General features: G+C 68.4%; 9 protein-coding genes and 2 rRNA genes. 5 read left to right on the top strand and 6 right to left on the bottom strand.

Translation table 11 applies throughout. The features are described 5' to 3' along the window. Positions 1-36 precede the first annotated feature (36 nt). Genes OG226_RS30210 through mtnA form a run of 4 tightly spaced genes read right to left on the bottom strand, consistent with a single transcriptional unit; the run spans position 37 to position 5,779 of the window. Positions 37-1,869, bottom strand: coding sequence for an LpqB family beta-propeller domain-containing protein (locus tag OG226_RS30210; protein WP_328682905.1), 1,833 nt, complete (start codon positions 1,867-1,869; stop codon positions 37-39). Then, positions 1,859-3,940 carry an MtrAB system histidine kinase MtrB gene (mtrB, locus tag OG226_RS30205; protein WP_328682904.1) on the bottom strand — a complete coding sequence of 694 codons (2,082 nt, stop codon included), beginning with the start codon at positions 3,938-3,940 and terminating at the stop codon, positions 1,859-1,861. The genes OG226_RS30210 and mtrB overlap by 11 nt, the downstream gene beginning before the upstream one ends. Position 3,941: 1 nt before the next feature. Continuing rightward, a complete protein-coding gene (gene mtrA / locus OG226_RS30200) occupies positions 3,942-4,631 on the bottom strand; it encodes a two-component system response regulator MtrA (RefSeq protein ID WP_187284748.1) in 690 nt (229 codons plus the stop codon). A gap of 8 nt (positions 4,632-4,639) precedes the next feature. Beyond that, complete coding sequence (gene mtnA / locus OG226_RS30195; RefSeq protein WP_328682903.1) at positions 4,640-5,779, bottom strand: S-methyl-5-thioribose-1-phosphate isomerase; 1,140 nt, start codon at positions 5,777-5,779, stop codon at positions 4,640-4,642. 140 nt (positions 5,780-5,919) lie between these two features. Here mtnA and OG226_RS30190 point away from each other — a divergent pair, with 140 nt between their 5' ends. Genes OG226_RS30190 through OG226_RS30170 form a run of 5 tightly spaced genes read left to right on the top strand, consistent with a single transcriptional unit; the run spans position 5,920 to position 11,563 of the window. After that, positions 5,920-7,284 (top strand): hypothetical protein, encoded by a 1,365-nt coding sequence (locus OG226_RS30190; protein ID WP_329350608.1) that lies wholly within the window; start codon positions 5,920-5,922, stop codon positions 7,282-7,284. 4 nt (positions 7,285-7,288) lie between these two features. After that, positions 7,289-8,074: a DUF4129 domain-containing protein gene (locus OG226_RS30185; protein WP_329350607.1), complete on the top strand. Its 786-nt coding sequence runs from the start codon at positions 7,289-7,291 to the stop codon at positions 8,072-8,074. Further along, the gene (locus tag OG226_RS30180) at positions 8,071-9,264 is read left to right on the top strand and encodes a DUF4350 domain-containing protein (protein ID WP_329350605.1); all 1,194 of its coding nucleotides are present in this window, start codon (positions 8,071-8,073) and stop codon (positions 9,262-9,264) included. The genes OG226_RS30185 and OG226_RS30180 overlap by 4 nt, the downstream gene beginning before the upstream one ends. Then, on the top strand, positions 9,264-10,253 hold the full coding sequence (locus OG226_RS30175) for an AAA family ATPase (protein ID WP_328682899.1): 990 nt from the start codon (positions 9,264-9,266) through the stop codon (positions 10,251-10,253). Before OG226_RS30180 ends, OG226_RS30175 begins: the two co-directional genes overlap by 1 nt. Beyond that, a complete protein-coding gene (locus OG226_RS30170; RefSeq protein WP_329350604.1) occupies positions 10,253-11,563 on the top strand; it encodes a DUF58 domain-containing protein in 1,311 nt (436 codons plus the stop codon). The genes OG226_RS30175 and OG226_RS30170 overlap by 1 nt, the downstream gene beginning before the upstream one ends. Before the next feature lie 107 nt (positions 11,564-11,670). Here the strand turns inward: OG226_RS30170 and rrf are convergent. After that, a 5S ribosomal RNA gene (rrf, locus tag OG226_RS30165) occupies positions 11,671-11,787 on the bottom strand. Between the two features lie 92 nt (positions 11,788-11,879). Then, positions 11,880-15,002: ribosomal RNA gene (locus tag OG226_RS30160) — 23S ribosomal RNA — on the bottom strand. Positions 15,003-15,278: the final 276 nt, after the last annotated feature.

Here is a 15,278-nt window from a genome sequence, read left to right as displayed (position 1 = left end):
CATCTCAAAGCCTCGACGCATCGGTGCGTCAACGCGTCACCCCGGATACACCGGCGCCGACCCCGCCTTGACGACCTTCTGCCACTGCGCCCCGCTGGACAGCCGTACGATCCCGTCCTCCGAGTAGGCCACCAGCGGCAGCTTGTCGTCCTCGGACGCGGCGATCTCCTTCACCCCGGTCAGGGCCGCGGGCGCCGGGCCCTCCGGCGTGGAGCCGTCGACCTGGACGTACCGCATCTGCACCACGCCCTCGTGCTCGCGCCCCACCACCACGAGCCGGCTGTCCCCGGCCCACGACATGGCCGTGATCTCCTCCAGGTCCGGGGTCACGGAACGCAGTTCGAGGACCGAGATCACCGGGGTCTCCCCCGCCGCCCCGCTCCGCTGGATCCGCCCGACGAGCAGGGACCGCTTGCCGTCCTTCTCCACGACGAGCGCGATCCGCACCCCGTCGGCGGCCACCCGCACCGACTCGATACGGCCGTCCAGTCCCGGCATCTCCACCGCTATCGGCTGTCCCGCGCCCTTCTGCAGCAGGAGCAGCCGAGGCTTCTTCGGGTCCCGGTCGGCCACCCAGAGGTCGCCCTGCGCGTCCCAGCTGGGAGCCGTCAGGCGGTCGGCCTCCGTCTTGCCCTGGCTGGTCAGCACGGGGTCCCCGAGCGAGGCACCGGACACCATCGACCCGACGTAGAGCGACTTCCCGTCGAGGCCGACCCCGGCCCCGGTCTCCTCGTCGCGTGACACCGCCACCGACCGCAGCTGCGTCTCGCCCTCGCCCAGCGCGCCCGGCACCGGATCGGCGTGCGCGCCGCGGCTGGACATCCGCACCACACGGTGCTTGTCGTCGAGGAAGTACAGGTACACGGGATGGTTCACGACACCGTGTGCCGCGAGGGTGTCCGCGTCGCTCTCGTTGTAGTCGCACAACTGCGCGCCGTCGGCGGCCTGCAGCTCGACCTTGTCCACCGTGGGCGTCATGGTCCGGAGCGTGAAGAGGATCTGCGTGGCCATCTCGTCGCACCGGGCCAGCCCCACCCGCGAGGCCTTCTGGTTCAACGGGACCGTCACCTTGTTCTGATCGTCGGGCGTCAGCGAGGTGACGCCCTTCCGCAGCGCCGTCCCGGTCGGGAAGCTCGACCTGACCACGGGCCCGAGCCAACTGGTGGGCCCGCTCAGGAGCGACCGCACCATCTGCGTCATCGGGTCCACCCGCCGCCGTACGAAGACGGGGTCGGCGACCGCGATCGGCTGGGAGCTCGTCCCGGCCGTCGTGTTCGACGCGAAGTAGTACTTGTTGACCGACATGTAGTTGCGCTGGAAGTCCGACTCGCCCATGACGACGCCCTGCGGCAGGTCGTCGATGCGCCACTGGCCGCTCTTCGCGTCCTTCGTCAGATGTACGGCCCTGCTGTACTGCCCGTCCGCCGGCGCGTACGCCTGCTGCGAATCCACCGTGGCGACCCGGTCGCCGGTCAGGGTGTACGTGAAAGTGCCGGTGTCCTCCCGGCCGACCGGGGGACGGACGGCCTCCGTGCTCGGTCCGTCGGCGAGCACCGTGGTGGACAGCTCCGGCTGCCAGTTCCGCGCGGCCTTGGCGGACAGGTACATACGCGCCGTCTTGTAGTTCGGATCGTCGCTGGTGAGCGCCTCCAGGAAGCCCTGCACGATCTCCCCCTGCGACGCGTCCTCCCGGGGCGGCATCGCGAAAACGCGCACCTGGGTGTCCTGTCGGGGCGTCGACTCGACCCCCCGGAGATCCCCGCTGTCGGGCATCGAGGCACATCCCGCCAGCACTACGACGCCCATCGCGACGTACGCCGCCGCGCGTGCCGGCTTCCGCCGGGCGCCCACCGCGCGGTCAGCGCCCACGAGATGCCTCCCCCTGCTTGTTCGAGTCCTCAGGTACGCCGGCCGGGTCCATGCCCGTGGTCTCGCTCCGGGCCGACTCCGCGGGCGACCGGTCCTCCTGCCGCCGGGTTCCGCCGGTCGGCCGGGGCACCACACGCGCGCCGTTGCCGGGCAGCGCCGTCGGGTCCGCCGTGGCGGTCGTGGCGGCCATCCTGGGGGCGATCGGGGCCCGCGAGGGTATCGGCGGCACCTGGTCGCCCATCGGCTGCACCGGGACCGTCGCGCGCTTGTCGCCGCCCCCGCTCGGCAGCCCTGCGTCGCTGAGCCCGCGGTTACGGCGTGAGTCCTTCGGCTCCAGGGGTATCGGTGAGCCCCGTAGCGGTTCGTCCGCGGTCCGTGGCAGCGTCAGCCGGAACTGCGAACCGCCGCCGGGCTCACCCCACGCCTGCAGCCAGCCGCCGTGCAGCCGCGCGTCCTCCAGGGCGATGGACAGCCCCAGACCGGTACCGCCGGTGGTACGCGCGCGTGCCGGGTCGGCGCGCCAGAAGCGGCTGAACACCCGGGTCGCCTCACCGGGCTTGAGCCCCACCCCGTAGTCGCGCACCGCGATGGCGACAGCCCCGCCCGCGGTGGCGAGCTTGACTATGACGTCCTTGCCGTCGCCGTGCTCCACGGCGTTGACGACGAGATTGCGCAGCACCCGCTCCACCCGCCGGGGATCCGCCTCGGCCACCACGGGCTGCTGGTCGCCGACGACGCGTATCTGTGTGCCCTTGCGCTCGGCGAGCGGCTCGGCGCCGCTGAGGACCCGCCGTACGACCACTCTGAGGTCTATCGGCTCGGCCTCCAGGGCTGCCGCGCCCGCGTCGAAGCGGCTGATCTCCAGCAGGTCCGCGAGCAGCGTCTCGAACCGGTCCAGCTGGTCGGCGAGCAGTTCGGCCGACCGCGCGGTCATCGGATCGAAGTCCACGCGCGCGTCATGGATGACATCGGCCGCCATCCGTACGGTCGTCAGCGGCGTCCGCAGCTCGTGCGACACGTCGGACACGAACCGCCGCTGCATCCGCGACAGGTCCTCCAGCTGCTGGATCTTCAGCTGAAGGTTCTGCGCCATCTTGTTGAAGGCCTCGCCGAGGCGCGCGATGTCATCCTCACCGGTGACCTTCATGCGCTCCTGTAGACGCCCGGCGGACAGTCGCTCGGCGATCCCGGCGGCCATCCGCACCGGCGTGACGACCTGCCGTACGACGAGCCAGGCGATGGCCCCCAGGAGGACGACGACGAAGAGCCCAGCCGTGGCAAGGGTTCCCTTGACCAGGCTGAGCGACTTCTCCTCCTGGGTGAGCGGGAAGAGGTAGTACAGCTGGTAGGGGTCGCCGTTCGGGTCGTTGACCTGCTTGCCCACGACCAGCGCCGGCTGGGACTCCTTGCCGTTGCTGTAGATGATGCGGGTGTAGCTCTGGGCCGCCGTCGTACGGTCGTTGACCCGCGCACGGAGGTCCTCGGGCACGCTGGCGGACGGGTCGACGTACCCGGAGCCGCGCGGGCTGCGTCCGCTGCCGCTGTCCATGCCCGCGGGCAGTGTCACCACGTCGAAGGCCCCCTGGCCGCCACTGGACAGCGACGACACGAGGTCGCTCATCCACGAGATGACGTTCTGGGAGGAACCGTCGTCGGTCGCGGAACCGTCGGCGGCGGCGCCACTGCCCGCCTCGTCGGCCCGCTGCTTGGCCACGGCGAAACCGCCCGTGGCCTGGCTCTGCGAGGCCTTCACCTTGGCGTCCAGCAGGCCGTTGCGCACCTGCCCGATGACGACGAAGCCCAGCAGCAGGACGACGCCCAGTGACATCAGCAGGGTCGTGACGACGACCTTGAGCTGGATGTTGCGCCGCCACAGCCGCATGACCGGCAGCAGCGGCCGGCGCACCCAGCGCATGAACAGGCGGAGGACCGGGCTGCCCTGGACCCCGCCCTGCAGCAGCGCGCCCTCCCACAGGCGTGCCCACCGGGAGCCCGCCGCCGTCCGGCCGACAGGCCGCCCCGCGCGGGCCCCGGACCCCCCGGGCGCCGAAGCGGCACTGTCCCTGGACATGTCAGCTCGGTCCCGCCTTGTAACCGACCCCGCGGACGGTCACCACGATCTCCGGCCGCTCCGGGTCCTTCTCGACCTTGGAACGCAGCCGCTGGACATGCACGTTCACCAGCCGGGTGTCCGCCGCGTGCCGGTAGCCCCAGACCTGCTCCAGGAGCACCTCACGCGTGAACACCTGCCACGGCTTACGGGCCAGCGCGACCAGCAGGTCGAACTCCAGCGGCGTCAGCGCGATCGACTGCCCGTCCCGCTTCACGGAGTGACCGGCCACGTCGATGACCAGATCGCCTATGGCGAGCTGCTCGGGCGCCGGTTCCTCCGACCTCCGCAGCCGCGCCCGGATCCGGGCGACCAGCTCCTTCGGCTTGAACGGCTTCACGATGTAGTCGTCAGCGCCCGACTCCAGGCCCACCACGACATCGACGGTGTCGCTCTTCGCGGTGAGCATCACGATCGGTACCCCGGACTCCGCCCTGATCAGGCGGCACACCTCGATACCGTCCCGTCCGGGCAGCATCAGGTCCAGGAGCACCAGGTCGGGCTTGCTCTCACGGAAAGCGGCCAGCGCCTTGTCGCCGTCGGCTACGAAAGACGGCTCAAAACCTTCACCACGCAACACAATGCCGAGCATCTCGGCCAGTGCGGTGTCGTCATCGACGACAAGGACTCGTCCCTTCATAAACGACATCATCCCATTAACTAAATCGTTACCTGTCGTGACCTGTCACACAGCTCTGCCAGCGCCTCCGCCGTCACGGGCGAAACAGCGCCTTCTTCGGTGACGATCGCCGTCACCAGCTCGGGAGGCGTCACGTCGAACGCCGGGTTGTACGCCTGCGTCCCCAGGGGTGCCACCGGAATCCCGCCTCCCGCTCCCGACACCGTCACTTGGGGTGACGTGATCTCCGTCACTTCGAAGCCGGGGCGCTGTTCCACCTCGATGGACGCCCCGTCCGGCGTGTCCGGATCCACCGTCGTCACCGGCGCCACCACGATGAACGGCACATGGTGGTACCGGGCGAGCACGGCGAGCGGATAGCTCCCCACCTTGTTCGCCACCGAACCGTCGGCGGCGATCCGGTCCGCCCCGATCAGTACCGCGTCCACCTCCCCGGCCGCGAACAAAGAGCCCGCCGCGTTGTCCGTGAGCAAGGTGTACGCCATTCCGTTGCGTGCCGCCTCATACGCCGTCAGGCGAGCACCTTGCAGCAACGGACGCGTTTCGTCCACCCACAGCCGCCTCAGCCGCCCGTCCCGGTGCGCCGCGAGCGCCACCGCGAAGGCCGTGCCCTCGCCGCCCGACACCAGCGCCCCGGTGTTGCAGTGGGTCAGAATCCGGTGCCCACCGCCGGGCAGCAGCTCGTCCAGCAGGGCCAGCCCGTGCGCGGCCATCCGCGCGCTGGCCTCGGCGTCCTCCCGGTGCAATCGCCGCGCCGCTGCCAACGCTGCCGCCGCCGCCCGCTCGACACCGCCTCCCTCGGCGAGCGCGGCCCGGTGCGCTGTCCGGGCCCTGCGCACGCCGAGGGAAAGGTTCACCGCGGTGGGCCGGGCACCCGCCAGGGCGATCGCGGCCTCGTCCACGTCGAAGCCCCGCGCGGCGGCGAGCGCGACGCCGTACGCCCCCGCGATGCCGAGCAGCGGCGCACCGCGCACCGCCAGCGAGCGGATCGCCTCCACCAGCGCGGACGCGTCCGTGCACACCAGCTCGACCTCCTCGGCCGGCAGTCTCGTCTGGTCGAGAAGGACCAGCACAGGGCCCTCGGGAGGTTCGTCCCAACGGATCGCGGGTATTTCGGTCGGCCGGCCGTCCTCGCCGGATTGCGCGTACTGATCAGCCATGCGGTCAGTCTGCCCCGGATCCGGCGGACAATTGAAGGTGTGCAGCCCATACCGCGGCCGGTCACCGCCCGACCACCCCATGGCACGATGGCTGCCAACCTGCCGCCGCGCCCGCGGACGGGCACCGTGAAGGAGCGACGATGAACGACACTCCGGGCTGGGCCTCGCCCGGATCCGCCCCGCCCGACGGGCCCGAGCCCGGCGCGTCCGGTCCCGCCGAGCCGACCGACGGCCCCGGCCCCGCACAGCCCGCGGACCAGCCGGGCACAGACCCGTCGGGCCCCGGCCCGCAGTGGTCCAAGGAGCAGCCGCCACCCGCCCAGTGGTCCGCGCCCACCGGCGCCCCCGGCCCGGGCCAGGCGCCCCCGCCCCCACCGCCCGGCCCGGGCTGGGGCGGCCACCCCGGCGGCCCGGCGGGCCCTGGAGGCCCTGCGGGATACGGCGGCGGCTACGGAGGTTACGGCGGCAACGGCGCTCCCGGCGGCTGGGGAACCGGCTGGGGCGGCCCCCCGCCCGCGGCCAAGCCCGGTGTCATCCCGCTCCGCCCGCTCGGTGTGGGCGAGATCCTCGACGGCGCCGTCTCCACCATGCGGACCTACTGGCGCACGGTCCTGGGCATCTCCCTCACCGTCGCCGTCGTCATGCAGACCGTCGTCGTCCTCGTCCAGGGCTTCGCCTTCAACGACCTCGCCAGCACCCAGGCCCTCGACGACCCGAACGCCAGCGCCTCCGAAGTGACCCGCGCCATGAGCGAGGCCTTCCTCAGCACCGGCGTCGTCTACCTGGTCGTCCTCATCGGCACCGTCGTCGCCACCGCCCTGCTCACCTCGGTCACCAGCCGCGCCGTGCTCGGCAAGCCGGTCACCGCCGGAGAGGCCTGGCGCGACGCCCGCCCCCAGGTGCTCAAACTGTTCGGCCTGATCTGCCTGCTGATCCTCATGGCCGTCGTCCTGATCGGCGTCCCCACCGTGCCCGGCATCATCGTGGCCGTCACCGGGTCGCAGGACGGGGGCATCGCGCTCGCCGTCCTCGGTGGCCTCGCCGGCTGCGTGGTCACCCTGTGGCTGGCGATCCGCTTCTCCCTGGCCTCGCCGGCGCTCATGCTGGAGAAGCAGGGCATCGTGAAGTCGATGACCCGCTCCGCCAAGCTGGTGCGCGGCTCCTGGTGGCGGATCTTCGGCATCCAGCTGCTCGCCCAGATCATCGCGAGCATCCTCTCGTCCATCCTCGTCATCCCGTTCGCCTTCATCGCCGGCCTGTTCAGCGGCGACGGCATCAGCGGCCTCGTCGACGGCACCGGCGACCTCGGCTGGACGTTCCTCATCATCAGCGGCCTCGGCTCGGTGATCGGCCGCATGATCGCGTTCCCGATCACGGCGGGCGTCACCGTGCTCCTGTACATCGACCAGCGCATCCGGCGCGAGGCCCTCGACCTCGACCTGGCCCGCGCCGCCGGCGTCCAGGACCAGGGCACCGCCGCCACCGGCCCCACTCCGGGGAGTTGATGCGGTGAGCCTGGCGGGGGGAGTTCTCACAGCGGTACCCGCGGCGCTGCCGCGTGCCGTCTCATCGGCCGCGGGGGCACTGCTGCGCGCCCACGGCACCGTCGTACGGTCATCGGCCCTCTCGGGCGACGAGCCGCCGGTGACGATCCCGCGCGACCCCGCGCGGGAGGCGGCCCGGCGTGAACTGTCCAAGCAGATGTACCACGAGAACGACCCCAGCCTGGTGCAGCGGGCCCTGGACGCCATCTGGGACTGGATCGACAAACTGTTCGGCACGGCATCGGCGGCAGCACCCGGCGGCACACTCGGCCTGGTCGTCGTCATCCTGGCCGTCCTCGTCGTCGGCGCCGCCCTGTGGTGGCGCCTCGGCACCCCGCGCCGCCAACCCGGCTCCGCCGCCGCCCTGTTCGAGGACGGTCCCCGCAGCGCCGCCGAACACCGCGCCGCCGCCGAGGCGCACGCCGCCCAGGGACACTGGAACCCCGCCGTGCAGGAACGCATGCGTGCCATCGTCCGCGCCCTGGAGGAACGGGCCCTGCTCGACGTACGCCCCGGCCGCACAGCAGACGAAGCCGTCGCGGAAGCCGGTCGCGCGCTGCCCTCGCACAGGGCCGAACTCCGCGCCGCCGCCGCGCACTTCGACGACGTGACGTACGGCGGACGCGGCGCGAGCGAGCAGTCGTACCGGCGCATCGCCGAACTCGACCGCGAGCTGGAGCGCACCAGGCCCGTCCTCACGAGCAGCGCCCACAGCACGGCCCACCAGAGCAGCCAGGGGGCCGCCGAATGACCGCGGAGGCCACGCTTCCCGCCACCTCGGCCTCGCCGACCGCCCGCCAGGTGTGGACCCGCGCGCGGGGCATCCTCCTCGCGCTCGTGATCCTCCTGGCGGCAGGCGTGGCGATCGCCGCGATCCGCTCCGACGAACGGCACGGCGACCTCGACCCGCGCTCCGCCGACCCCTACGGCAGCCGCGCCGTCGCCGAACTCCTCGGCGACCGGGGCGTGTCCACGCGCGTGGTCACCACCCTGGCCCAGGCCCGCGCCGCGGCCGACCCGGACACCACCCTCCTGGTCGCCGTCCCCGATCTGCTGACGAAGCGTCAACAGTCCGGCCTGCACTCGGCGTTCGCCAACTCCGGCAGCCGTACGGTCCTCGTCGCCCCCGGTCCCGCGTCCCTGCCCCGACTCGCCCCCGAGGTCACCGCGGACTCCGCACCCGCCTTCGCCTCGACACTCTCCCCCGACTGCTCCCTGCCCGCCGCCCGGCGCGCGGGCGACGCGGAGACCGGCGACTACCGGTACACGACCACGGCCGACAACGCCGACCAGTGCTACCCCAGTGAGGGCCGATCGACCCTGCTCCGCCTCCCGGCCGCGTCCGAGGGCGGCGACACCGTCGTCATCGGCTCGCCCGACATCCTCTTCAACAAGCGTCTCGACAAGCAGGGCAACGCCTCGCTCGCCCTCCAACTCCTCGGCTCCCGCCCCCATCTGGTCTGGTACCTCCCCTCGCTGTCCGACGCCTCGGCCACCGCCTCCGGCAGCCAGAGCTTCTTCGACCTGCTCCCCTCGGGCTGGCTCTGGGGCACCCTGCAACTGTTCATCGCAGCAGGAGTTGCCGCCCTGTGGCGGGCACGCAGACTGGGCCCCCTGGTGCCCGAGAAACTCCCCGTGGTGATCCGCGCCTCCGAGACCGTCGAAGGCCGCGCCCGCCTCTACCGCAAGGCCAACGCCCGCGACCGCGCGGCCAACGCCCTGCGCTCCACCACCCGCACCCGCCTCGCCCCCCTCGTAGGCGTCCCCGTCTCCCAGGCGCACGCGCCCGAAGCCCTGCTCCCCGCGCTCTCCGCCCATCTCCACGGCGACGGACAGACCCTGCACGCCCTCCTCTTCGGCCCGCCGCCCAGCGACGACACGGCCCTCATCGCACTTGCCGACCAACTCGACGCCCTCGAAAGAGAGGTACGCCGTTCATGATGGACCCGACCACTGACAACGCCGGGACCGCGGGAAATCCGGACACCGCCCGGGCCTCCCTCGAATCCCTGCGAGCCGAGATCGCCAAAGCCGTGGTCGGCCAGGACCCCGCCGTGACCGGCCTCGTCGTCGCCCTCCTCTGCCGTGGACACGTTCTCCTAGAAGGAGTCCCTGGGGTCGCCAAAACGTTGCTCGTCCGCGCCCTCGCATCCGCGCTCGAACTCGACACCAAGCGCATCCAGTTCACCCCGGACCTGATGCCGAGCGACGTCACCGGCTCCCTCGTCTACGACACGCGCTCCGCCGAGTTCCGCTTCCAGCCCGGCCCGGTCTTCACCAACCTGCTCCTCGCGGACGAGATCAACCGCACCCCTCCCAAGACCCAGTCGTCCCTCCTGGAAGCCATGGAGGAACGCCAGGTCACGGTCGACGGAACCCCGCGCCCGCTCCCCGACCCGTTCCTGGTCGCCGCGACGCAGAACCCCGTGGAGTACGAGGGCACGTACCCCCTCCCCGAGGCCCAACTCGACCGCTTCCTCCTCAAACTGACGATCCCTCTTCCCTCCCGCCAGGACGAGATCGACGTCCTCACCCGCCACGCCGAGGGCTTCAACCCGCGCGACCTGCACGCCGCCGGCCTGCGCCCCGTGGCCGGCCCGGCCGACCTCGAAGCAGCCCGCGCGGCCGTCGCCAAGACGACGATCTCCCCCGAAATCACCGCGTACGTAGTCGACATCTGCCGCGCCACCCGCGAATCGCCGTCCCTCACCCTCGGCGTGTCCCCACGCGGCGCCACCGCCCTCCTGGCCACCTCGCGCGCGTGGGCGTGGCTCACGGGCCGCGACTACGTGATCCCGGACGACGTGAAGGCCCTGGCACTCCCCACCCTCCGCCACCGCGTACAACTGCGCCCCGAGGCCGAGATGGAGGGCGTGACGGCGGACTCCGTCATCAACGCGATCCTCGCCCACGTCCCGGTCCCCCGCTGATGGCCCTCACCGGGCGCGCCGCCCTCCTCGCCGCCCTGGGCTCCCTCCCCGTAGGCATCTGGGAACCCAGCTGGACGGGCATCCTGGCCGTCAACGCCCCCCTGGCGGTGGCCTGCGCCTGCGACTTCGCGCTGGCCGCCCCGGTACGCCGCCTGAGCCTGACCCGCTCCGGCGACACCTCCGTCCGGCTGGGCGAATCCGCCGACGTCACCCTGACGATCACCAACCCATCCCGCCGCCCGCTCCGCGCCCGCATCCGCGATGCCTGGCCCCCCAGCAGCTGGCGCCCCGGCACCGAATTCGCCGGATCCCGCCACCGCCTGACAATCCCACCCGGCGAGCGCCGCCGCCTCACCACCCGCCTACGCCCCACCCGCCGCGGCGACCGCCACGCAGACCGAGTGACAATCCGTTCCTACGGCCCCCTCGGCCTCCTCACCCGCCAAGGCACCCACGCCGTCCCTTGGGCGGTCCGCGTCCTGCCCCCGTTCACCAGCCGCAAGCACCTCCCCTCGAAACTCGCCCGCCTGCGCGAACTCGACGGCCGCACCAGCGTCCTGACCCGCGGCGAAGGCACGGAATTCGACAGCCTGCGCGAGTACGTCCCCGGTGACGACACCCGCTCCATCGACTGGCGCGCCACCGCCCGCCAGACAACAGTCGCGGTACGCACCTGGCGCCCCGAACGCGACCGCCACATCCTCCTCGTCCTCGACACCGGCCGAACCTCAGCGGGCCGCGTCGGCGACGCCCCCCGCCTCGACGCCTCCATGGACGCCGCCCTGCTCCTCGCAGCCCTCGCATCCCGCGCCGGCGACCGCGTGGACCTCCTCGCCTACGACCGCCGGGTCCGCGCCCTCGTCCAGGGCCGCACGGCACGAGACGTACTCCCGTCACTCGTCAACGCGATGGCGACCCTCGAACCGGAACTCGTCGAAACAGACGCCCGAGCCCTGGCAGCCACCGCGATCCGCACGGCACCCCGCCGCTCCCTGATCGTCCTATTGACCAGCCTCGACACGGCCCCGGTCGAAGAGGGCCTGCTCCCCGTACTCGCCCAACTCACCCAGCGCCATACGGTTCTGGTCGCATCCGTGGCAGACCCTCACATCGCCCGCATGGCCACGGCCCGCGGAAACACAGAGGCGGTCTACGAGGCGGCAGCCGCCGCACGCGCCCAGACCGAACGCGACCGCACCGCGGAAAAACTCCGCCGGGCCGGCGTCACCATCGTCGACGCGACACCGGACGATCTCGCGCCGGCACTCGCGGACGCATATCTGGCTCTCAAGAGCGCGGGCCGTCTGTAATACAGCGGGCCCCGCTCGAAAAGCAGAGCCCTTCACAGAATTCAGAACGCCTTAAACGCAGAAAACCCCCGTACCGAATAAACGGTACGGGGGTTTTCGCAATATTTGTTCGGCGGCGTCCTACTCTCCCACAGGGTCCCCCCTGCAGTACCATCGGCGCTGTGAGGCTTAGCTTCCGGGTTCGGAATGTAACCGGGCGTTTCCCTCACGCTATGACCACCGAAACACTATGAAACAGACAACCGCACCACACCCGGTGGCCCCGGACATGGGGTTGTTCGTGGTTTCAGAACCAACACAGTGGACGCGAGCAACTGAGGACAAGCCCTCGGCCTATTAGTACCGGTCACCTCCACCCATTACTGGGCTTCCAGATCCGGCCTATCAACCCAGTCGTCTACTGGGAGCCTTAACCCCTCAAGGGGGTGGGAACACTCATCTCGAAGCAGGCTTCCCGCTTAGATGCTTTCAGCGGTTATCCCTCCCGAACGTAGCCAACCAGCCATGCCCTTGGCAGAACAACTGGCACACCAGAGGTTCGTCCGTCCCGGTCCTCTCGTACTAGGGACAGCCCTTCTCAATGTTCCTGCGCGCGCAGCGGATAGGGACCGAACTGTCTCACGACGTTCTAAACCCAGCTCGCGTACCGCTTTAATGGGCGAACAGCCCAACCCTTGGGACCGACTCCAGCCCCAGGATGCGACGAGCCGACATCGAGGTGCCAAACCATCCCGTCGATATGGACTCTTGGGGAAGATCAGCCTGTTATCCCCGGGGTACCTTTTATCCGTTGAGCGACGGCGCTTCCACAAGCCACCGCCGGATCACTAGTCCCGACTTTCGTCCCTGCTCGACCCGTCGGTCTCACAGTCAAGCTCCCTTGTGCACTTACACTCAACACCTGATTGCCAACCAGGCTGAGGGAACCTTTGGGCGCCTCCGTTACTCTTTAGGAGGCAACCGCCCCAGTTAAACTACCCATCAGACACTGTCCCTGATCCGGATCACGGACCCAGGTTAGACATCCAGCACGACCAGACTGGTATTTCAACGACGACTCCACCCACACTGGCGTGTGAGCTTCAAAGTCTCCCAGCTATCCTACACAAGCCGAACCGAACACCAATATCAAACTGTAGTAAAGGTCCCGGGGTCTTTCCGTCCTGCTGCGCGAAACGAGCATCTTTACTCGTAGTGCAATTTCACCGGGCCTATGGTTGAGACAGTCGAGAAGTCGTTACGCCATTCGTGCAGGTCGGAACTTACCCGACAAGGAATTTCGCTACCTTAGGATGGTTATAGTTACCACCGCCGTTTACTGGCGCTTAAGTTCTCAGCTTCGCCACCCCGAAGAGTGACTAACCGGTCCCCTTAACGTTCCAGCACCGGGCAGGCGTCAGTCCGTATACATCGCCTTACGGCTTCGCACGGACCTGTGTTTTTAGTAAACAGTCGCTTCTCGCTGGTCTCTGCGGCCACCCCCAGCTCAAGGAGTAAATCCTCTCACCGGTGATGGCCCCCCTTCTCCCGAAGTTACGGGGGCATTTTGCCGAGTTCCTTAACCATAGTTCACCCGAACGCCTCGGTATTCTCTACCTGACCACCTGAGTCGGTTTAGGGTACGGGCCGCCATGAAACTCGCTAGAGGCTTTTCTCGACAGCATAGGATCATCCACTTCACCACAATCGGCTCGGCATCAGGTCTCAGACTATGTGTGATCCGGATTTGCCTAGACCACGTCCTACACCCTTACCCCGGGACAACCACCGCCCGGGATGGACTACCTTCCTGCGTCACCCCATCACTCACCTACTACCATCTTGGGCCGGCGGCTCCACCACTTTCCATTCCCCGAAGGGTCCGGAACGGCTTCACGGCCTTAGCATTAATGGGCTCGATGTTTGACGCTTCACAGCGGGTACCGGAATATCAACCGGTTATCCATCGACTACGCCTGTCGGCCTCGCCTTAGGTCCCGACTTACCCTGGGCAGATCAGCTTGACCCAGGAACCCTTAGTCAATCGGCGCACACGTTTCTCACGTGTGTATCGCTACTCATGCCTGCATTCTCACTCGTGAACCGTCCACCACTAGCTTCCGCTGCGGCTTCACCCGGCACACGACGCTCCCCTACCCATCCATACAGGCGTTGGCCCTATTGTATGAATGACACGACTTCGGCGGTACGCTTGAGCCCCGCTACATTGTCGGCGCGGAATCACTAGACCAGTGAGCTATTACGCACTCTTTCAAGGGTGGCTGCTTCTAAGCCAACCTCCTGGTTGTCTGTGCGACTCCACATCCTTTCCCACTTAGCGTACGCTTAGGGGCCTTAGTCGATGCTCTGGGCTGTTTCCCTCTCGACCATGGAGCTTATCCCCCACAGTCTCACTGCCGTGCTCTCACTTACCGGCATTCGGAGTTTGGCTAAGGTCAGTAACCCGGTAGGGCCCATCGCCTATCCAGTGCTCTACCTCCGGCAAGAAACACACGACGCTGCACCTAAATGCATTTCGGGGAGAACCAGCTATCACGGAGTTTGATTGGCCTTTCACCCCTAACCACAGGTCATCCCCCAGGTTTTCAACCCTGGTGGGTTCGGTCCTCCACGAAGTCTTACCTCCGCTTCAACCTGCCCATGGCTAGATCACTCCGCTTCGGGTCTTGAGCGCGCTACTAAATCGCCCTATTCGGACTCGCTTTCGCTACGGCTTCCCCACACGGGTTAACCTCGCAACACACCGCAAACTCGCAGGCTCATTCTTCAAAAGGCACGCAGTCACGACTGCATGTGCAAGCACATACAGCGACGCTCCCACGGCTTGTAGGCACACGGTTTCAGGTACTATTTCACTCCGCTCCCGCGGTACTTTTCACCATTCCCTCACGGTACTATCCGCTATCGGTCACCAGGGAATATTTAGGCTTAGCGGGTGGTCCCGCCAGATTCACACGGGATTTCTCGGGCCCCGTGCTACTTGGGTGTCTCTCAAACGAGCCGTTGATGTTTCGACTACGGGGGTCTTACCCTCTACGCCGGACCTTTCGCATGTCCTTCGCCTACATCAACGGTTTCTGACTCGCCTCACAGCCGGCAGACTGTGAAAGAGAGATCCCACAACCCCGCATACGCAACCCCTGCCGGGTCTCACACGTATACGGTTTGGCCTCATCCGGTTTCGCTCGCCACTACTCCCGGAATCACGGTTGTTTTCTCTTCCTGCGGGTACTGAGATGTTTCACTTCCCCGCGTTCCCTCCACTTGCCCTATGTGTTCAGGCAAGGGTGACAGCCCATGACGACTGCCGGGTTTCCCCATTCGGAAACCCCCGGATCAAAGCCTGGTTGACGACTCCCCGGGGACTATCGTGGCCTCCCACGTCCTTCATCGGTTCCTGGTGCCAAGGCATCCACCGTGCGCCCTTAAAAACTTGGCCACAGATGCTCGCGTCCACTGTGCAGTTCTCAAACAACGACCAACCACCCGTCACACACCGCTCACACGATGTTTTACCGGGGTCGGCACTGAAGGCAGCCTCACGGCCGTGCCCTCAGACACCCAACAGCGTGCCCAATATCCCCGTCACTCGTGGTCAGCTTTCCACGCCCCGAAGAGCAGTACTTGCAGCCCGAGATGAGCGGCGACACCGAATAATCAACGTTCCACCCTTGAGCAACCAGCACCGGACGTTCGCCGATGAACTGGCCTCTGA

The sequence above is a fragment of the Streptomyces sp. NBC_01261 genome (assembly GCF_036226385.1).
In the GTDB taxonomy this organism is placed as follows: Bacteria; Actinomycetota; Actinomycetes; order Streptomycetales; family Streptomycetaceae; genus Streptomyces.
This window is presented reverse-complemented; position numbering and strand designations above follow the sequence as displayed.